Annotated in this window: 15 protein-coding genes; 13 read left to right on the top strand and 2 right to left on the bottom strand. The window is 66.9% G+C overall.

Translation table 11 applies throughout. From position 1 onward, the window contains the following. Nucleotides 1-6 precede the first annotated feature (6 nt). The 11 genes from ACP7DD_RS15580 to ACP7DD_RS15530 all read left to right on the top strand — a co-directional run bounded on the left by ACP7DD_RS15580 (nt 7) and on the right by ACP7DD_RS15530 (nt 13,516). Nucleotides 7-2,028, top strand: a complete 2,022-nt coding sequence (locus ACP7DD_RS15580) for a serine hydrolase domain-containing protein (RefSeq protein ID WP_426175740.1) — start codon at nt 7-9, stop codon at nt 2,026-2,028. Then, nucleotides 2,028-3,041 (top strand): dipeptide epimerase, encoded by a 1,014-nt coding sequence (locus ACP7DD_RS15575; RefSeq protein ID WP_426175739.1) that lies wholly within the window; start codon nt 2,028-2,030, stop codon nt 3,039-3,041. Before ACP7DD_RS15580 ends, ACP7DD_RS15575 begins: the two co-directional genes overlap by 1 nt. After that, nucleotides 3,038-4,375 (top strand): peptide MFS transporter, encoded by a 1,338-nt coding sequence (locus ACP7DD_RS15570; RefSeq protein ID WP_426175738.1) that lies wholly within the window; start codon nt 3,038-3,040, stop codon nt 4,373-4,375. The genes ACP7DD_RS15575 and ACP7DD_RS15570 overlap by 4 nt, the downstream gene beginning before the upstream one ends. A gap of 89 nt (nt 4,376-4,464) precedes the next feature. Then, the gene (locus ACP7DD_RS15565; protein WP_426175737.1) at nt 4,465-6,681 is read left to right on the top strand and encodes a TonB-dependent receptor; all 2,217 of its coding nucleotides are present in this window, start codon (nt 4,465-4,467) and stop codon (nt 6,679-6,681) included. Between the two features lie 3 nt (nt 6,682-6,684). Further along, on the top strand, nt 6,685-7,710 hold the full coding sequence (locus tag ACP7DD_RS15560; RefSeq protein WP_426175736.1) for a DUF1611 domain-containing protein: 1,026 nt from the start codon (nt 6,685-6,687) through the stop codon (nt 7,708-7,710). Between the two features lie 16 nt (nt 7,711-7,726). Then, a complete protein-coding gene (locus ACP7DD_RS15555; RefSeq protein ID WP_426175735.1) occupies nt 7,727-9,301 on the top strand; it encodes a serine hydrolase in 1,575 nt (524 codons plus the stop codon). Next, nucleotides 9,298-10,524, top strand: a complete 1,227-nt coding sequence (locus ACP7DD_RS15550; protein ID WP_426175734.1) for a dipeptidase — start codon at nt 9,298-9,300, stop codon at nt 10,522-10,524. Before ACP7DD_RS15555 ends, ACP7DD_RS15550 begins: the two co-directional genes overlap by 4 nt. Nucleotides 10,525-10,670: 146 nt before the next feature. Further along, on the top strand, nt 10,671-10,934 hold the full coding sequence (locus ACP7DD_RS15545; RefSeq protein ID WP_426175733.1) for a helix-turn-helix domain-containing protein: 264 nt from the start codon (nt 10,671-10,673) through the stop codon (nt 10,932-10,934). A 2-nt stretch (nt 10,935-10,936) separates the two neighbouring features. Next, entirely contained in the window at nt 10,937-12,283 is a 1,347-nt protein-coding gene (locus ACP7DD_RS15540) for a type II toxin-antitoxin system HipA family toxin (protein ID WP_426175732.1), read from the top strand. Between the two features lie 278 nt (nt 12,284-12,561). Continuing rightward, entirely contained in the window at nt 12,562-12,759 is a 198-nt protein-coding gene (locus ACP7DD_RS15535) for a hypothetical protein (protein ID WP_426175731.1), read from the top strand. Continuing rightward, on the top strand, nt 12,743-13,516 hold the full coding sequence (locus ACP7DD_RS15530) for a lipid-binding SYLF domain-containing protein (RefSeq protein ID WP_426175730.1): 774 nt from the start codon (nt 12,743-12,745) through the stop codon (nt 13,514-13,516). Before ACP7DD_RS15535 ends, ACP7DD_RS15530 begins: the two co-directional genes overlap by 17 nt. Here ACP7DD_RS15530 and ACP7DD_RS15525 read toward each other — a convergent pair. Both ACP7DD_RS15525 and ACP7DD_RS15520 read right to left on the bottom strand, forming a co-directional pair. Next, nucleotides 13,513-14,202, bottom strand: a complete 690-nt coding sequence (locus ACP7DD_RS15525; protein ID WP_426175729.1) for an ABC transporter ATP-binding protein — start codon at nt 14,200-14,202, stop codon at nt 13,513-13,515. The genes ACP7DD_RS15530 and ACP7DD_RS15525 overlap by 4 nt on opposite strands. After that, on the bottom strand, nt 14,195-15,016 hold the full coding sequence (locus ACP7DD_RS15520) for a biotin/lipoyl-binding protein (protein WP_426175728.1): 822 nt from the start codon (nt 15,014-15,016) through the stop codon (nt 14,195-14,197). Before ACP7DD_RS15520 ends, ACP7DD_RS15525 begins: the two co-directional genes overlap by 8 nt. A 288-nt stretch (nt 15,017-15,304) precedes the next feature. Here ACP7DD_RS15520 and ACP7DD_RS15515 point away from each other — a divergent pair, with 288 nt between their 5' ends. Then, complete coding sequence (locus tag ACP7DD_RS15515; RefSeq protein ID WP_426175727.1) at nt 15,305-15,940, top strand: DUF4142 domain-containing protein; 636 nt, start codon at nt 15,305-15,307, stop codon at nt 15,938-15,940. 231 nt (nt 15,941-16,171) lie between these two features. Further along, entirely contained in the window at nt 16,172-19,015 is a 2,844-nt protein-coding gene (locus ACP7DD_RS15510) for a diguanylate cyclase (protein ID WP_426175726.1), read from the top strand.

Raw genomic sequence — 19,015 nt, 5'->3', positions numbered from 1 at the left:
GAAGAAATGAAAATAAGCACCATACTGATGGTGGGCGCCTTCTGCCTGGCCGGCAACGTCGGCTTCGCGGCCGCACCCGCCGCAAGTCTTGCGGCCGCTGCGGCGCCAGCCACGGCGGCGCCCGCCGCCGCCGCCGCCGCGCATGTTACCGGGGCCGGACAGGCGCTCAACAAGGCCGACCTCGACGCCTGGCTCGACGGCTACATGCCCTTCGCCCTGCAGTCGACCGACATCCCCGGCGCCGTCGTCACGGTCGTCAAGGATGGCAAGATCGTCACTTCGCGCGGCTTCGGATACGCCGACATCGCCAACAACAAGCCGGTCGATCCGGACCGCACGCTGTTCCGCCCAGGCTCGGTGTCCAAGCTGGTGACCTGGACCGCGGTGATGCAGCAAGTCGAGCAGAAAAAGCTCGACCTCGACACCGACATCAACACCTACCTCGACTTCAAGATTCCTGCCCGTAACGGCGTGCCCGTCACTTTGCGCCAGATCATGACGCACACGGCAGGCTTCGAGGAACAGGCAAAGAACATCATCTTCTACGACGCCAGCAAGCTGCAGTCGCTGGGCGACTCGCTGAAGGCATGGGTGCCGAACCGCATCTACGACGCCGGCACGACCCCGGCCTACTCGAACTACGCCACCGCGCTGGCCGGCTACATCGTCGAGCGCGTCTCCGGCGAAAAATTCGATGACTACGTCGAGCGCCACGTGTTCATCCCGCTCGGCATGAAGAACACGACGTTCCGCCAGCCGCTGCCCGCGGCGATGGCGCCGCACATGTCGGTCGGCTACAAGGCCGGCAAGCCCGATGGCGGCTTCGAGATCGTCGGCCCGGCGCCGGCCGGCTCGATGTCGTCGACCGGCAACGACATGGGCCGCTACATGATCGCCAACTTGCAGCTGGGCGAACTCGATGGCAAGCGCATCATGTCGGAGGCAACCGCCAACGCCATGTTCGACACGCCGCTCAGTTCGGTCAACCCGAGGTCGGTGGTCGGCCCGCTGAACCGGATGGAACTCGGCTTCTTCGAAACTAACATCAACGGCCGCAAGGTGATCGGCCACCTCGGCGACACGGTCGCTTTCCACACCTCGCTGCACTTGTTCATGAAGGAAGGCGCCGGTTTTTATGTCTCCTTCAACAGTGGCGGCAAGGCAGGCGCGGCGAATACGCTGCGCATGCGCATGTTCCAGGATTTCTCCGACCGCTATTTCCCTGAAGCGAGTACGCCAAGCGCGCTGGCCGACGCCAAGGCCTCCGCCGAGCGCGTGCGCTTGATGAGCGGCAACTGGTACAACAGCCGCCGTTCCGATTCGAGCTTCTTCGCCGCACTCGGCCTGCTCGGCCAGACCCAGGTCGCGGCCAACGCCAACGGCGAGCTCGTGGTGCCGGCCCTCGTGGGCGCGAATGGCCGGCCACGCGAGTGGATGGAGATCGCCCCGTTCGTCTGGCGCGACAAGGCCGGCCACGACCGCCTCGCCGCCCAGGTCGTCGACGGCAAGCCGGTGCGCTGGAGCATGGATTTCATGTCGCCGTTCATGATGTTCGACCGCGTTCCAGCCGGCATTTCAGGAGCCTGGCTCAAGCCGGCCCTGATCGGCGGCCTCGTCGTGCTGTCGCTGACCTTCCTGACGATGCCGTTCGGCTGGTTCGCCCGCCGCAAGTACAAGGTGGCGATGCCGCTCAACGGCGAAGCGAAGCGCGCCTATCGGGCGTCGCAGATCGGCGCCGGCCTCACCTTGCTGGTGCTGGGCGGCTGGATCACTGCGGTCACCCTGATGTTGGGCGACCTGAAGAACGCGACCAGCATGTTCGATCCGCTGCTGTGGCTGTTGCAGATCGCCGGCATCGTCGTGTTCTCCGCCGCCATCCTGGCCGCCGTCTGGAACATGAAATGGACCTGGAGCGAAAAGCGCAGCGTCGCCCGCAAGATCTGGAGCGTGCTGCTGCTGGCGTCGAGCATCGTGGTGTTTTACGCCGCGGCGCGCTTCGGCCTGCTCGCCATGCAGGTGAACTACTGATGGGACGCTTCACTGTCGAGGTGGCCAACGCCAAGCTGCGCCTGGCCAAGCCGTTCCGCATTTCCGGCTACCTGTTCGAGCATTTCGACACGCTGGTCGTGACGATCGGCGACGGCCAGTTCCAGGGGCGTGGCGAAGCCGGCGGCGTCTACTACCTGGGCGACGACGTGCCGCACATGCTCGCCGCGCTGGACACCGCGCGCGCCTCCATCGAGGCTGGAATCGGCCGCGAAGATCTGCGCGTTCTGATGCCGGCCGGCGGCGCCCGCAACGCGGTCGATTGCGCGCTGTGGGACCTGGAAGCGGCGCGCGCCGGCGTACCGGTGTGGCAACTGGCCGGCCAGCGCCCGCCCAAGCCCTTGCGCACCACCTTCACCCTGGGCGCCGACGAACCGGACGTCATGGCCGAGGCGGCGCGCCGCTGCGCGCAGGCGCGCGCCATCAAGATCAAGCTGACCGGCGACCTCGCGCTCGACCTGGCCCGCGTGCGCGCGATCCGCGCGGCGCGCACCGATGTCTGGCTCGGCGTCGACGGCAACCAGGGCTTTGCCAGCGGCGAACTCGATGTGCTGATAGCCGGCCTCACCGCGCAGAACGTCGCCTTGCTCGAGCAGCCGCTCAAGCGCGGCGACGAGGCGGCGCTGGAAGGCTACCGCTCGGCCATTCCGATTGCCGGCGACGAAAGCCTGCTGACCCTGGCCGATGTGGCCGGTGCGGTGGGCCGCTTCGACGTCGTCAATATCAAGCTCGACAAGTGCGGCGGGCTGACCGAAGGCTTGCTGATGGCGGCCGAAGCGCGCCGCCTCGGCCTCGCCGTCATGGTCGGCAACATGGGCGGCTCGAGCCTGGCGATGGGGCCCGGTTTCGTGCTCGGCCAGCAATGCGACATCGTCGACCTGGACGGCCCGACCTTCCTCGCCAACGACCATACGCCGTCGGTCGACTACGTCGACGGCAACGTCTGGTCCGGTCCCGCCGTGTGGGGCACCGGCATGGCGATGGCGGCGGCATGACCGGCGCCGGCACCACCAGCGCCGAGCGCGGCTGGTTCGGCCATCCGCGCGGCCTGACGATCCTGTTCCTGACCAACATGTGGGAGCAGTTCTCGTACTACGGCATGCGCGCGATGCTGATCTACTACATGACCAAGCAGCTGATGCTGGCGCAGGGCAACGCGTCCTTCATCTACGGCATCTACACCGCCTGCGCCTATTTCACCCCTATCCTCGGCGGCATGATTGCCGACCGCTACCTTGGCAAGCGGCGCGCGATCATCATCGGCGCCAGCGTCATGGCCGCCGGCCACTTCATGATGGCGTTCGAGCCGATGTTCTACCTGGCGCTGGCCACCATTGCGCTCGGCAACGGCCTGTTCCTGCCGACGCTGCCAAGCCAGGTCGGCGACCTGTATCGCCGCGACGACCCGCGCCGCGGCTGGGCCTTCAACGTCTACTACGTCGGGGTCAACATCGGCGGCTTCCTCGCGCCCTTGATCTGCGGCACCATCGGCGAACTGTACGGCTGGCACTACGGTTTTGGCCTGGCGGGCATCGGCATGCTGGCCGGCCTCGTGATCTACCTGGTCGGGCAGCGCCACATTCCGGCCGAGCCGCCCAGGCCGCTGCGCTCCACCACCGCCGCCGGCGCGGAAAAACGCGGCTTCGACCGCCAGACCATCCTGGTGCTGATCGGCATCGGCCTGGCCGTGACCGTGTTCCGCTCCGCGTACGAGCAGATCGGCAACACCGTCGCCCTGTGGGCCGACACCAGCGTCGACCGCCGCGCGGGCGGATTCGTCATTCCGGTGACCTGGTTCCAGTCGCTCAATCCCTTGTTCGTGATGCTGATGACCCCGGCACTGCTGGCGTACTGGAGCCGCCGCGCAAGGGCAGGGCACGACCAGCCGCCGGCGCGGCGCATGGCGCTCGGCGCCATGATCGTGGCCGGCGCGTATCTGCTGCTGGCCGGCCTGGCGGCAATTGCCGGCGGCGGCATGACGAACTGGATGTGGCTGGCCGTCTTCCTGGTCGTCTACACGGTCGGCGAACTGTTCATCCTGCCGACCGGGCTCGGTCTGCTGGCGCGGCTGGCGCCGCTGCACCTGGGCGCGACCACCGTCGGCGTGTGGTTCCTGATGACCTTCAGCGGCAACCTGAGCGCCGGCCTGGTCGGCAGCCTGTGGAGCCACATGTCGCACTCCGTGTTCTTCGTGCTGCTGGCCGCGCTGGCGGGCGTCGCGGGCGCGATGTTGTGGCTACTCAACGGACAAACGGAACAAATCGATCACGCGCGGCTGCAGCCGTCTAAGTCGATTGACAAGTTTCCAAATAGGATTAATATGTCCTGATCAGGACAACGACTAGCCTGATCGCGCCAAAACGTGGCGCAACCATGGCGATTTTCCAAAACAATAAGACCATTCAGGAGACAATAAACATGCAAAAGATGTCGAACAAGTTGCTGCTCACCGCCCTGGCGCTGGCCATATCGTCCGCTTACGCGGCCGACGAGGTCATCCCCGATACCATCGAGAAGGTCATCGTCACCGCGCAAAAACGCACCCAGTCGACGGTCGACGTGGCGCAGTCGATGTCGGTCGTGTCCGGCGCGCAGCTCGAGCAAGTGCAGGCCACCGGGTTTGCCGATTACCTCAAGCTGGTGCCGGGCATGCAGCTGGTGCAGGGCACCCAGGGCGCGGGCCGCATTGTGCTGCGCGGCATTAACACCAACGGCGTCGCCTCCACCGTCGCCGTCTACGTCGATGAAACGCCGTTCGGCTCGAGCAGCGGCCTGGTCAACGGCGCGGTGCTGGCCGGCGACTTCGACACCTTCGACATGTCGCGCATCGAAGTGCTGCGCGGCCCGCAAGGCGCGCTGTACGGCGCCAGCTCGCTCGGCGGCCTGCTCAAGTTCGTCACCAACGAGCCGCGCATGGACAAGTTCCAGGTCCGCGCGCGCGTCGGCGTGTCGTCGGTCGACGGCGGCGAAAAAGGGCACAAGGCCAACCTCATGGTCAATGCGCCGATCAGCGACACGGTGGCGTTCCGCGCTTCCGGCTCGTTCAACAAGACCCCTGGCTACATCGACTCGATCGGCACCGCCGGTTCGGACGTGCAGAACGACATCAACAAGTCGAAAAATACCAGCGCCCGCGCCTCGCTGATGATCAAGCCGGGCAGCACCTTCTCGCTGCGCCTGTCGGCCATCGCGCAAAATATCGAGACCGACGCCCCAAGCGCGGTGGAAAGCGATCCGACCACGCTGGAAACCAAGTTCGGCCGGCCGACCCAGTCGCAGTTCGTGCCGGCATTTCGCAATGTCGATTACCGCGTCTACAACGCCACCGCCAGCTGGGACCTGGGCGCGGCCAACCTGACCTCGTCGACCAGCATGGCGCGCCAGGATCAAAGCCTGCGCGACGACGCCACCGTCAACCTCAGCGCGCTGATCAAGTCGGTGTTCGGCGCCACCAACGAGCTGTACCTCGGCCAGAACACCAACCTGAACAAAGTCACCCAGGAAGTGCGCCTGGCGTCGAACACGCCCGGCACGGTCGACTGGCTGGTGGGCGCCTTCTACACCAACGAAAAGGGCCTGATCCACCAGGCATATGTGCCGGTCACGCCAGGCACGCTGACGTTGCTGACAACCATTCCGAACCTGGCCCTGATCGACCTGAGCTCGAAGTACCGCGAGCTGGCAGGCTTCGGCAACGCGACTGTTCATTTTGGCGAGCGCTACGAGATTGACCTTGGCGCCCGTTACAGCAAGAACGAGCAGGAGGCCAACCAGGTCGGCAGCGGCGCGCTGGTGGGCGCCACCAACAACAAGGCCAGCTCGTCCGAAAGCGTGCTGACGTATTCGGTGGCGCCGAAGTTCAAGCTCGACCAGAACAGCGCGGTGTATGCGCGCGTGGCCAAGGGCTACCGTCCGGGCGGCCCGAACGTGCTGCCGCCAAACGCGCCGGCCTCGACGCCGGCAACCTACGAGGCCGACACCGTTGTCAGTTCCGAGCTCGGCTACAAGATGACGACGCCGGACGGCATGTTCGGCTTCGAGGCGGCGGCCTTCCACATCAAGTGGAAGAACATCCAGTTGTTCGCCGTGGTCAACAACTTCGGCGTCAACATCAACGGCGTCGGCGCCACCAGCGACGGCGTCGAATTTACCGTCACCGCAGTGCCGGTGCGCGGCCTGCGCCTGTCGGCCAACGGCGCCTACAGCAATGCCCGCCTCGACGGCACCACCAGCCCGATCGTCGGCGGCGTCGCCGGCGACAAACTGCCGTTCTCGCCAAAGATCAGCGTCGGCATCAACGCCGATTACCGCTGGCCGGTCGGCAACGCCGCTGCCTACGTGGGCGGCTCGGTGCGCCACCTGTCCGAGCAGTCCGGCGCGTTCGACAACGCCTTCCGCACCGCCAACGGCCGCCAGCGCGAACTGCCGGCCTACAGCGTGGTCGACCTGCACGCCGGCCTCGACATGGGCAGCTGGTCGGTCGACGCGTACGTCAAGAACGTCGGCAACAGCGACGCCAAGACGTCGACCTCCGGCATCACCGCCAACGGCGGGCCGCTGTATCCGAACGGCGCGATGATGACCGGCCTGGTCGCACCGCGCACGATCGGCCTGTCGATGACCAAGGAGTTCTAAGCGGTGCATCGATCGACTTCCGACAACGCGCCGGTGCAGTACCTGCTGTTCCTGGGCGACACGACCGAGCATGGCTACGCCAAGACCGCCTTCGGCCTGCGCGACTGGGCCGGCGACCGTTGTGTCGGCGAGCTGGCCCTGCCGGCGGCGACCGTGACGACCGGGCTGCCGCGCATGAGTGCGCGCCAGGCGCGCGAGCACGGCGCCGGCGCCATGGTGATCGGCGTCGCCGCGCCGGGCGGCCTGATTCCGCCCAGCTGGGTGCCGTGCCTGGTCGAGGCGCTCGAGGCAGGGCTCGACATCATCTCCGGCATGCACGACAGGCTCGCCGATGTGGCCGACGTGCGCGCCGTCGCCGAGCGGCACGGGCGCCGGCTGATCGACATCCGCACGCCGCCGCCGAACATTCCGATCGCCAGCGGCCAGCGCAGGGCGGGGCGGCGATTGCTCACCGTCGGCACCGACTGCGCGCTCGGCAAGAAATACACGGCGCTGGCAATTGCCAGGGGGCTGCGCGCGCGCGGCATCGACGCCGACTTTCGCGCCACCGGCCAGACCGGGATCATGATCGCCGGCAGCGGCATGCCGATCGACGCGGTGGTGTCCGACTTCGTCGCCGGCGCCGCCGAGTTGCTCAGCCCGGCGGCGCCGGCCGATCACCTCGACGTCATCGAAGGGCAGGGTTCGCTGTTCCATCCTGCCTATGCCGGCGTATCGCTCGGCCTGCTGCACGGCAGCCAGCCCGATACCTTCGTCGTCTGCCACGATCCGAGCCGCACGCACCTGCTCGGTTATCCCGACTGCGCGTTGCCGTCGATCGAGGCGGTGATCGCGCACACGGTGGCGCTGGGACGGGTCACCAATCCGGACATCCGTTGCGTCGGCGTCGCACTCAACAGCTCGGCACTGACGACCGCCGCGGCCGAGGCCGAGATGGCCGCGCTGCAGCAGCGGCTCGGCTTGCCGGTGGCCGACCCGATGCGACCCGGTGCGCAATTCGAGCGCCTGCTCGACGCCTGTACGCCTTGAACCTTTTGGAGTGGATATGAACAAATTGTCGCTGCTGTTGTTTCCCCTGGCGCTGGCCGCCGCCGCCGCGTGCGCCGCGCCGCCGGCCGGCTTCGATGCGCGCGTCGAGGCGCTGCGCAAATCGATCGGCGTGCCCGGCCTGGCAATCGCCATCGTCGAAGACGGCAAGACGACGCTGGCGCGCGGCTATGGCGTGCGCCAGCTCGGCGCGCCAGCACTGGTCGACGCCGACACACTGTTTTCGATCGGCTCGACGTCGAAGGCGATGACGGCGGCGGCGCTGGCCACCCTGGTCGACGCCGGCAAGCTCGGCTGGGACGACAAGGTCATCGATCACTTGCCGAGCTTCCAGATGTACGACCCGTGGGTTACGCGCGAGATGACGGTGCGCGACTTGCTGACCCACCGCAGCGGCCTGGGCTACGGCGCCGGCGACCTGCTGTTCGTTCCGCGCACCAACCTGACGCGCGCCGAAACGGTACGGCGCATGCGCTACCTGAAGCCGAAGAGCACCTTCCGCAGCACGTTTGCCTACTCCAATTACGGCTACGTCGTGGCCGGCCAGATCATCGAAGCGATCAGCGGCCTGCGCTGGGAAGACTACATGCAGAAGCACTTGCTGCAGCCGGCCGGCATGACGCTGTCGACGACCGACAACGAGCGCAACTTCGCCGTCGAGGACCGCGCCTACCCGCACGCGCGCATGAATGGCGGCTTTCGCGGGGCCGGCGACCAGGAACGGCTCGCCGAGCGTGACGACCTCGGGCGCAATGCTGCGCCGGCCGGCGGCGTAGCCAGCAGCGCCAACGACCTGGCCAAGTGGCTGCAGGTCCAGCTCGGCGCCGGCAGCCTGGCGCCCGGCAAGCAGGTGTTCAGCGCACAGGCCCATGCGGAAATGTGGAAGCCGTCGATGCTCAAGCCGGTCGCCGTCGTGCCGGCCGACCTGAAACTGTCGCAGGCCCAGTTCTCCACCTATGGCCTGGGCTGGGATGTCACCGACTACCGCGCCGCGCGCATCATCTGGCACGGCGGCGCCGTGTTCGGCTTCCAGACCGCAGTGGTGCTGCTGCCCGAAAAGAAGGTCGGCTTCGCCATCACCATCAACAGCGAAGACGGCGTGCTCGTGCGCGGCCTGATGAACGAGCTGCTCGACCACTACCTCGGCCTGCCGAAGGAAGACTGGCCGGCGAAATACATGGCCTTCAAGAGTAACCAGATCAACCAGGCGCTGAAGGCGGTCAAGGCGGCGCAGGCCAATCCGGCCAAGGTCGGCCCTTCCGTTCCGGCCGCGCAGATGGCCGGCACCTATGCCGACCCGTGGTACGGCAACATCGAAGTCGGCGCCACGCCGGCCGGGCTGACGATCGACTTCAAATCCGCGCCGCGCATGGGCGGCCGGCTCGAGCACTGGCAGTACGACACCTACATCACCCGCTTCGACGACAAGTCGCTGGAACCGGCGTATGTCACGTTCGCGCTGGACAAGGACGGCAATGTCGCCAACGTCACGATGAAGGCGGCCTCGCCGGTTGCCGACTTCAGCTGGGACTACCACGACCTGTCGTTCACCCCGGTCAAGGCGGTGAAATGAAGCGCCGGCTGACAGCGGTGGCGCTGCTCGCCGTGCTCGGTGGCGGCGCGCATGCCGCGGCTGGCCCAGTGACGCCGGTTGATCCGTTGCACAAGCGCTTGCTGACGCTCGACACCCATATCGACTCCACGGTCCACTTCGCTCGCGAGGACTGGAGTTTTGGCGACCGCCACGATCCGACCGCCGAAATCGCGCAGGTCGACATCCCGCGCATGGCCGACGGCAATCTCGACGGCGGCTTCTTCTCGATCTTCACGCCGCAAGGTCCGCTCACGCCTGAGGGCTACTCCGCCGCGCGCGCATGGGCATTGAAGCGCTCGGCGATGATCGATTCGATGGTCGCGCAGTCGCGCGGCCGGGTGCGCCTGGCGCGCCGCGCGGCCGACGCGAGAGCGATTGACAAGGGCGGCCGCCTGATCGCCTTCAAGAGCATCGAGAACAGCTATCCCTTCGGTGAGAGCATCGCGCCGCTGGCCGAATTCCAGCGCCTGGGCGTGCGCCTGGCCGGCCCGGTGCATACCAAGAACAACCAGTTCGCCGACTCGTCGACCGACACGCCGCGCTGGAACGGCCTCAGTCCGCTGGGTCGCGACTGGGTCGCAGAAATGAACCGGCTCGGCATGGTGATCGACGGCAGCCACGCGTCCGATACGGCGCTCGAGCAGATGATCGAACTGTCGAAGACGCCGCTGCTGCTGTCGCACACGGTCTCGCGCGCGCAGTTCAACCATCCGCGCAACCTGGACGATGCGCGTATTCGCAAGCTGGCAGCCGCCGGTGGCGCGATGTGCTATTCGGCCATCTACCTCAGCGACATCCAGATGACGCCCGAGCGCGAGGCGCTGTTCGCCAAGCTGGAGCATGTGTCGGACCTGAGCGCGGCGGAGCAGTCCGCACTGAGTGCCAGCTGGCATGCGCTGAACGCGACGTCGCCGATGTGGAAAAGCACCTTCGACCAGTACATGGCCGGCCTGCTGCACACCATCGAAGTGGCCGGCGTGGACCACGTCTGCTTCGGCGCCGACTTCGACGGCGGCGGCGGCATGGCCGGCCTCGAGGAAGTGTCGGCCTTGCCGCGCGTTACGGCGGCACTCAAGGCGGCCGGCTATTCGGACGCAGACCTCGCCAAAATGTGGAGCGGGAACATCTTGCGGATCCTCGGCCAGGCTGAGCGCCACGCCAGGTCGTTGCGGCGCCCACGCGCGGCCATCGTTAAAAAATAGTCGCGCAACTGGGCCAGTGCACCTTGCGTGACAGGGCTGACTTCTATCCGATTTTCGGCTATACAGGTTTTAGCTGCTATCAGGTTATATTGACTTTATCCGGTATTCAGATAATATGGCTTTATCTGTATTACGGATACATTGTTATGTCCTTCGCACCCACATCCCACCTTCTCCTCACCGCGCCGCAACTCGGCCAGCTGCTTGTATCGACCCGCAAACGCCATAAGCTTACGCAGACGGCGGTAGCGAATCGCGTCGGCTTGAGCCAGAATCGCATTTCGTACCTGGAGAAACATCCCGACGAAATCAGCGTCAAGCAGCTGCTCAGCTGGTGCTCGGCACTCGAGCTCGATCTTCGCCTGGGCGAGCGAGATACTGCGTTGGCAAGCAGCTCGGCGGAGTGGTAAGCATGGGTCGCCGCTCGCACAGCCAAACATTGCATCTCTGGGCCAATGGCGATTACGTTGGTCGCTGGACGGTCAACGCCAATGGGGACTCAGAGCTGCAGTACGACATCGCCTGGCGCGAATCCAAATTTGGGCGGCCGATCTCGCTGTCGCTGCCGTTCAATATACGCAATGAGCCGCTTAAGGGAGCCAGTGTCTCGCACTACTTCGAGGGCCTGCTGCCGGACAGCGACATCATCCGCAAACGTGTGGCAGCGCGCTTCAAGACTGGTTCGATCGAAGCAGTTGACCTTCTTTCGGCCGTTGGCCGGGACTGTGTGGGCGCTTTGCAGCTGCTGGCCGAAGGCGTGGAACCGGAAGGACTTGCCGAGGTTGACGGCATAGCTGTAGACGAGGACGCCATTGAGCGGCACTTGCTTGAAGTGGTTAATCCAGATCGGTACGGCGCCCCAAAGGACCCTGACGACGACTTCCGGATTTCGCTGGCCGGCGCGCAAGAAAAGGACGCCTTCTTGTGGTGGGATGGTAAATGGATGAAGCCGCGCGGTGCTACGCCGACCACGCACATCTTCAAGCTGCCGATCGGGATGGTCGGTGGCCGCAAGGCCGATTTCTCGACGTCGGTCGATAACGAGTGGTTATGCCTGCGGCTGTTCAAGGAGTACGGACTGCCGACGGCGAATGCAGAGATTGCGACTTTCGGCTCGCAACGGGTGCTCGTCGTCGAGCGTTTCGACCGTACTCTGTCGGCCAACGGCAAGCAACTATTCCGGCTTGTCCAAGAGGACTTCTGCCAGGCAACCGGAAGCTCACCGCTGGTGAAATACGAAAATGAAGGGGGCCCAGGCTTGCAGCAGATGTTTACCCTCTTGCAGCAATCGCAGCGAGCTGCCACCGACATGCGCACGCTCATGGCCTCGCAACTGCTGTTTTGGATGTTGCGCGCACCGGATGGCCACGCCAAAAACTTCAGCATCCAACTGCTCGCCGGCGAGGGCCGTTTCAAGCTGACGCCCATCTATGACGTGATGTCAGCCTATCCCGTGATTGGCGCTGGGCCGAACCAGTGGGCAGACCAGGACATCGAGCTGGCGTTGTCCCTGCTTGGGAAGAACCGGCACTACCTGGCACGCAGCATCATGCGGCGACACTTCAATAGCACTGCGAAGAAGGTCGGCTACGGCGACAGCGCCGAGCCGCTGCTGCAGGACTTCATTGCCCGCACGCCTGTGGTCGTGGACAAGGTCCGCGCCAGCCTTCCCGTTGGATTTTCGGAAAAGGTCGCTGACAAAATCCTCGGAGGCCTTCTCGACGCAGCGAGCGCACTTGAACGGATGGCGGCCGGCTAACCGCAACAGCAATTGTCGATTTATCTTCCGTTCGTCCGCCGGGTTCCGGCGTCGATTCTTTGCTGTCAACGTCGGCTAGTTATCCGAAGCAGACAACTTGGACACCGGAATCTTGGTCGGCCGAGTTAGAAATGCAGTATCAATGCTCACCGCCCGAGCCAACTCGGCTTTCGAGATGCTCGGATCGCCGCCGGCGGCCGGCACGCTAAATGACCTGACCTTATTTGACCGCACGCGGTCCAAAGTATGGGAGGGTCCTCTTCGGCGTCGTCGTCTTCATGTATCCGCTCGGCGCCGGCGCGCGCGCGCTGGTCTGGCTGGTCGGGCTGTGTGCAATCGTCATCGGCGTGCTGCTGCTGGCGTTGTCGATCCGGGTGCGTGCCTGGGGCCGCGACGCCGGTTCGAAGGAGGCGCCGAGCCCGTCCGGACCGCTGCGTCATTTACTTCAAGGAGACAACCATGGAAACAAGAACTGATGATGCGCGCTTGCTGAGGACAGCCTGCGCGCTGGTACTGCTGGCGGCCAGCGGCCTGGCCGGCGCCCAGGCCACCACCGAGCGCCGCGCCGGCGATGCACCGGCCGCTGCCACCGTCGACACGCGCCAGGAGTCGGCTGCCATCCGCCACGTCGCCGAAGCGAACGACGAGGTGCAAAAGATGCTGCAGGAGCCGCGCATGCGCGAGTTGCTGCAGCAGGCCAAGGGCGTGTTCCTGGTGCCGCGCCATGGCCGCGCGGCGCTCGGCGTCGGCGCCAGCGGCGGCACCGGCGTGCTGCTGATGAAGCGCGCCGATGGCCAATGGAGCGACCCGGCGTTCTATAACATCGGCGGCATCAGCGCCGGCGCCCAGGTCGGCGCCGAGGCGGGCGCCATCGCGCTCGTTCTCAACAACGAGAAAGCGGTCAACCGGTTCATGCAAAAGAACCAGTTCTCGCTCAATGCCGGCGCCGGCCTGACCTTGGTCAACTGGTCGAAGATCGCCCAGGGCTCGCTCGGCGACGGCGACGTCGTCGTGTGGTCCGGCACCAAGGGCCTGTACGGCAGCCTGGTGTCGGTTGGCGTCAGCGACATTCGCTACAGCGAGAAACTGACCGGCGCCTACTACCGCCAGGACGTCGCCGTCGCCGATGTGCTGGCCGGCAAATACAGCAACCCGCATTCGCAGACGCTGAAGCAGGCGCTGTCGGGCGGGCCGTCGTCGTCGGTGGCGCCGACGCCGACGCCGCGCTACTAGCCGTTAGACACAATCCGGCCGTCGACCAGTTCGACGAGCCGGTCGCAGCGCTGCGCCAGCGCCGTGTTGTGGGTGACGAACAGGAACGTCGTGCGCCTGTCGGCGCTGACGTGGCGCATCAGGTCGAACACGCTGTCGGCCGACTGCGTGTCGAGGTTGCCGGTCGGCTCGTCCGCCAGCACCAGCGGCGGCTCGAGCGCCAGTGTGCGCGCGATCGCCACGCGCTGCTGCTGCCCGCCCGACAGGTTGCTGGCCATGTGGTCGCGCCACTGCGCCAACCCGACCTGGCCGAGCAGCGCCAGCGCATGCTCGCGCATCGCCCGGTCCGGGCTGCCGCGCGCCAGCAGTTCCGGCATCATCACGTTTTCCAGCGCCGTGAATGCCGAAATCAGGTAGTGGTACTGGATCATGAAGCCGATGCTGCGCCCGCGCAGGCGGGTCAGCGCGTTGTCGTCGAGGGTGGCGCTGTCGCGCCCGTCGATGCGCAGCACGCCGCCGCTGGGGCGCTCGAGCAGGCCGATGATGTTCAGCAGCGTGATCTTGCCCGAGCCGGACGGCCCGATCAGGGCGACGAACTCGCCGCGCGCCAGACGCACGTCGATGCCGTGCAATACCTCTGTCGCGGCCGGCGTGCCGGCGCCGTAAGTCTTGGTGATGCCTTCGAGGCGCAGCACGTCGTCAGCCACGGATTGCCTCCACCGGCAGCATGCGCGCCGCGCGCGTGGCCGGCGTGACGGCCGCGACCAGCCCGGTCAAGGTCGCCAGCAGCGCCGCCAGCAGGTACAGCTTGGCGCTGATATCGACCGGAAACAGCGGCGTGCCGTCCGGGCTGCGCGCGATCAGGCGCCAGCCGGCCGACAGCAGCGCCGCCAGCGCCGCGCCCGACAGCGAACCGAGCAGCCCGACCACCGCGCCTTGCAGCAGGAACACGCGCATGCTTCGCGCCTGGAAGCGCGCGCTGGCCGCGTCGCTGTCGGCCACCTTCAGGTTGCGCTCGGCTTCGTCGAGCGCCGCCTGGCCGACAAAGCCGCGCGCGAACAGCTCCTTGCTGCGGGCGAACTGGCGCCGCAAGGCGGCGAGGTTCGCTTCCGCCTGGCGCTGCGCCTGCTGCGCCACCGGCAGGCCGACGTCGCGCACCTGCTGCAGCCGCGCATTGGCCTGGCCGACCGCGGCGCGCGCCTGTTCGACCGCCGCGGCCGCCTCGCCATGGTCGAGTTCGATCAGCACCTGGCCCGCCTTCACCGCCTGTCCCTCGGCCACGGGAATCGCGGCGCCGGCGCCGGTGACCTGGCTGCCGATGTCGATGCGCAGCGGCGTTTCGACGCGCCCGCTCGCCACCACCGTTTGCAGCAGCTCGCGCCGCTCCACCGGATACACGTTCAGCTCGGCGCCGAACAGCAGCGCGCGCGCCGCGTACACGGCGCCCAGCAGCGCTGCCACGGCCAGCGCCGCGGCCAGCCAATGTTGCTTCACCTTGGTCAGTGCATCGCGGATGGGCATTACTCAGTGTGCCGGCGCGCCCCTGGATTTCCGTTGAGGTGTATCAAATTCGCCGGGCTGTCGCGTTGCCGGTTTTGCCGCGCGGCTAGCGGGCGCTCGGCCTTGTTCATGACCGCTAAACTGGCCCGAGGTGCGGATCCGTCCTGCCGCGATATGCAGCAATTGCAGCGATAGAACAGCACCGCAAAAAATTAGCGTCATCCGCTTTCGCGAGGAGGACGTTAATGGAGGTGGAGTAGGACGTTCTTGATCTTGTGACGACATTTCAACCTTTTCCAGGAGAACGACATGCGAATGAACCCAGTACTGAAAACCTTGCTGAGCATTGCGGCCGCCTCCGCCATGCTGGGCGCGGCGACTGTCGGCGCCCAGACCGCGCCCGCCGCCGGCCAGATGCCGGCGGCAACCGGCGGCGCTGCCGCCAGCACCGGCGCTGCGCTCGGCAAGGCCGACCAGAAAATCCTGATGGATATGGCCGCCGGCAACATGGCGGAAATTGAAATTGCCAAGCTGGCCGACAGCAAGAGCCAGAACGACCAGGTCAAGACGTACGCCAGGCAGATGATCGACGACCACACCAAGGCGCTGACCGAGATCCAGCAGCTCGCCAGCACCAAGGCGGTGACCTTGCCGAGCGCGCTCGACAAGCAGCACCAGGCCATGGCCGACAAGCTCGGCGCGCTGTCCGGCGACGCGTTCGACAAGGCGTACATGCGCCAGGCCGGGGTCGACGACCACAAAAAGATGCACGGCATGCTCAACACCGCCCATAAAAAGGCCAAGGACCCGGACGTCAAGGCGCTGGTGACGCGCATCCAGCCAACCGTCGAGCAGCGCCTGAAGGCGGCCCAGCAAATGAAACCGGGCAAGGCCGCCGATACCAAGGGCAAGGCGCCGGCCGCCGCGGGCGCGAGCACGTCGTAAGCCGCCTCCCGGCGCATCCGGCAGGGAAAGGCCGCGCCCCGGCAGCCTATTTCCTGATGCCGGTCGCACCCGCCGCGGCGCTGTCCTATACGCCGCCACAGCGGCGTTGTTGGCTCGCGCGAAAGCTTACGGATTTGCTTACAGATACGCAAATCTGTGAAATAATGATGCATCGTGGCATCATTATTTCCGGTCGCGACAGGTGTTTGAACGGGGACTACATTGCTTCAAATGTTGGTACTGGACGAGGAACTGGCGACGTGCGAGGCGCAGCTGGCGCCCTTGCAGGGATCGGCGCGCCTGGCGCCGCTGGTCAACGTCGCCTGGCACCTGCGCCAGCGCGCCCCGGCGCGCGCCCAGCTTTTGGCCGACGAAGCGGCGCTGCTTGCCGGCGCGCTGCCCGAAGCCGAGCGCGCCCCGCTCGAAGCGCGCCTGACACTGGTGCGCGCCGAAGCGCTCTGGCTCGCCGGCGACCTTGACGGCGCGCGCGCGCTCGCCGCCGCCGCCCTGCACACGTTCGAACAATGCGCCGACTGGGCCGGCTGCGCCGACGGCAACTGGCTGCGCGCCTGGATCGACGTCGACGGCGGCAACCTGGCCGACAGCGACACGGCAATGGCGCTGGCGGCCGACTCTGCGCGCCGCGCCGGCTGCGCCGTGCGGGTCGACATCTGCGACGCCGCCGCCGCGCTGTTCGCCGTGTTTCGCGACGTCCACACCGCCGAACTACGCTGGGGCCAGCGCTTCGACCGCAACGCGCCCGGCGTCCACCCGGCCGCGCGCGGCTGGATCGACGACTACCTCGGCATCAGCGCCTTCCAGGCCAGCGATTTCGGCCGCGCCATCAGCCTGATGATGGGCAGCTTCGAAACCGCGCTCGCCACCGGCCAGGTGCGCCGCGCGGTCAACCTCGCCACCAATATCGGCAACGGCTTCACCAGCCTGAACGCCCACAACGCCGCGCTCGAGTGGATGCAGCGCGGGCTCGACCTGGCGCGACCGGGCGGCTGGCCGATGAGCGAAGGGCTGGCGCTGATGCAGACTGCCGAAACGCTGCGCCAGCTCGGCCAGCGCGACGCCGCCCAGCAGCTGCTGCATGAAGCGCTCGACGCGCTCGCGCCTCTGGCCAGCTCGCGCGCCTACGCCGTCGCCCTCGAATACCAGGGCGACCTGGCCATCGACTGCGGCGACTACGCCGCCGCCCTCGACAGCTTTGCCCGCCTCGAAGTGCGCGGCCAGGCGCTGTGCCAGGCCGACTTCCACTGCGCCGCGCGGCGTGGCCAGGCCGATGCGCTGTCGCGCCTGGGCCGCCCGCAGGAAGCGCTGGCCATGGCCGCATCCTCGCTGGCGCTGGCGCGCCAACACCGCGACGCCTACAACCACATCGCCGCGCTGCGCGTGCTGGCCGAAATCCACGCGCGCCACGCGCTGCCGGCGACGGCGCCGGCGCCGCTCGACGCGCCCAGCGCCGCGCTGCACTACCTGCAGCAGGCGCTCGCGGTCGCCGCCACCATCGACGGCTACACCGTGCCGGCCGCGCTGCTCGACGCCGTCGCCCGCGAATACGCCGGCGCCGGCGACTACGCCGCCGCCTACGAGGCGGCGATGCGGGCCGGCGCCGCGCGCGAAACCACCCACGGCACCGATGCGACCAACCGCGCCATTGCGATGCGCGTGCATTACCAGATTGAGCGCGCCCAGGCCGAAGGCGAGCACCATCGGCAGCTGGCCGCCGCCGAAGCGCGCCGCGCCGAGGCGCTGCAGCAGATCAGCGCCACGCTCGAGCACCTGTCGGCAATCGGCCAGGAGATCACCACCCACCTCGCCGCCGCCGCCGTGTTCCGCGCGCTCGACCGCCACGTTCACGGCCTGCTCGACGCCATCCATTTTTCGGTATTCCTGATCGACGCCGACGGTGTCGCCATGCGCTGCGCTTTCGGCATCGAGGCCGGCAAGCAACTTCCGCCGATCTGCGTGGCGCTGTCCGACCCGAACGCCAATTCGGCCCGCTGCGTGCGCGAACGGCGCGAAATCATGGTCGACACCGATCCCCAGTCGTGCGCGCCGTTCCTGATCCCGGGCACCGAGCCGACCCTCTCCCAGCTGTTCGCGCCACTGCAGGTGGGCGACCGCGTGCTCGGTGCGATGACGGTGCAATCGCGCCAGCCCAACGCCTACGGCGAGCGCGATCGGCTCATTTTCCGCACCTTGTGCGCCTACGGCGCCATCGCCCTCGACAACGCCAACGCTTACCGCCAAGTGGCCGCCACGCTGCGCACGCTCAGCGCCACCCAGGACCAGCTGCTGGAAAAAAACCTCGAACTCGAACAGGCCTACCAGGCGCTCGAGGAAGTGAGCCTGACCGACCAGCTGACCGGCCTGCGCAACCGTCGCTTCTTCCTGCAGCACGTCGATGCCGACGTCGCCATGAGCCTGCGCCGCCACGACGAACCGCTGCGCCAGGCCGAGCGCGATGTCGTGTCGGACAAGGACCTGGTGTTCTTCATGGTCGACCTCGACCACTTCAAGGATGTCAACGACCGCCACGGCCACGCCGGCGGCGACGCGGTGCTGGTGCAGATGCAGGAGCGGCTGCGCGAAGTGTTCCGCGAGTCCGACTATTTAATTCGCTGGGGCGGCGAGGAATTCCTCGTGCTGGCGCGCGCCACCAACCGCGACGACGCCAAGGCGGTAGCCGAACGGATCCGCCTGGCCGTGGCCGACCGCGAGTTCGTGCTGCCCGACGGCACCCGCCTGTCAAAGACATGTTCGATCGGCTTTGCCTGCTTCCCTTTCCTGCCGAGCGAGCCGCGCCTGCTTAGCTGGTCGGAAGTGGTGGAGCTGGCCGACCAGGGGCTGTACCTGGCCAAGCGCTCCGGGCGCAATGCGTGGGCCGCGGTGTACGGCACCGACAGCACGCGCGGCGAGGGCCTGTTCGCGCGCCTGATGCAGCACCTCGACCAGGCGCTGGCCGACGGCGAAGTCACGCTCGTCACCAGCTTGCAGCATCCGGTGCTGCCGGCCGGTCCCAAGAAGCGCCGCCTCGGCCTGGCGGCCGGCAAGGTCACTTCGTAG

The sequence above is a fragment of the Massilia sp. TWR1-2-2 genome (genome assembly GCF_049897565.1).
Lineage (GTDB): Bacteria > Pseudomonadota > Gammaproteobacteria > Burkholderiales > Burkholderiaceae_D > JAFCUW01.
Note: the sequence above shows the minus strand (reverse complement) of the source record. Positions and strands in the feature narration are given on the sequence as shown.

Bases quoted from the DNA above. Each gene is read 5' to 3' on its own strand.
- ACP7DD_RS15580 (WP_426175740.1), top strand. From the start codon at position 7: ATGAAAATAAGCACCATACTGATGGTGGGCGCCTTCTGCCTGGCCGGC.
- ACP7DD_RS15575 (WP_426175739.1), top strand. From the start codon at position 2,028: ATGGGACGCTTCACTGTCGAGGTGGCCAACGCCAAGCTGCGCCTGGCC.
- ACP7DD_RS15570 (WP_426175738.1), top strand. From the start codon at position 3,038: ATGACCGGCGCCGGCACCACCAGCGCCGAGCGCGGCTGGTTCGGCCAT.
- ACP7DD_RS15565 (WP_426175737.1), top strand. From the start codon at position 4,465: ATGCAAAAGATGTCGAACAAGTTGCTGCTCACCGCCCTGGCGCTGGCC.
- ACP7DD_RS15555 (WP_426175735.1), top strand. From the start codon at position 7,727: ATGAACAAATTGTCGCTGCTGTTGTTTCCCCTGGCGCTGGCCGCCGCC.
- ACP7DD_RS15550 (WP_426175734.1), top strand. From the start codon at position 9,298: ATGAAGCGCCGGCTGACAGCGGTGGCGCTGCTCGCCGTGCTCGGTGGC.
- ACP7DD_RS15545 (WP_426175733.1), top strand. From the start codon at position 10,671: ATGTCCTTCGCACCCACATCCCACCTTCTCCTCACCGCGCCGCAACTC.
- ACP7DD_RS15540 (WP_426175732.1), top strand. From the start codon at position 10,937: ATGGGTCGCCGCTCGCACAGCCAAACATTGCATCTCTGGGCCAATGGC.
- ACP7DD_RS15535 (WP_426175731.1), top strand. From the start codon at position 12,562: ATGTATCCGCTCGGCGCCGGCGCGCGCGCGCTGGTCTGGCTGGTCGGG.
- ACP7DD_RS15530 (WP_426175730.1), top strand. From the start codon at position 12,743: ATGGAAACAAGAACTGATGATGCGCGCTTGCTGAGGACAGCCTGCGCG.
- ACP7DD_RS15520 (WP_426175728.1), bottom strand. From the start codon at position 15,016: ATGCCCATCCGCGATGCACTGACCAAGGTGAAGCAACATTGGCTGGCC.
- ACP7DD_RS15515 (WP_426175727.1), top strand. From the start codon at position 15,305: ATGCGAATGAACCCAGTACTGAAAACCTTGCTGAGCATTGCGGCCGCC.
- ACP7DD_RS15510 (WP_426175726.1), top strand. From the start codon at position 16,172: ATGTTGGTACTGGACGAGGAACTGGCGACGTGCGAGGCGCAGCTGGCG.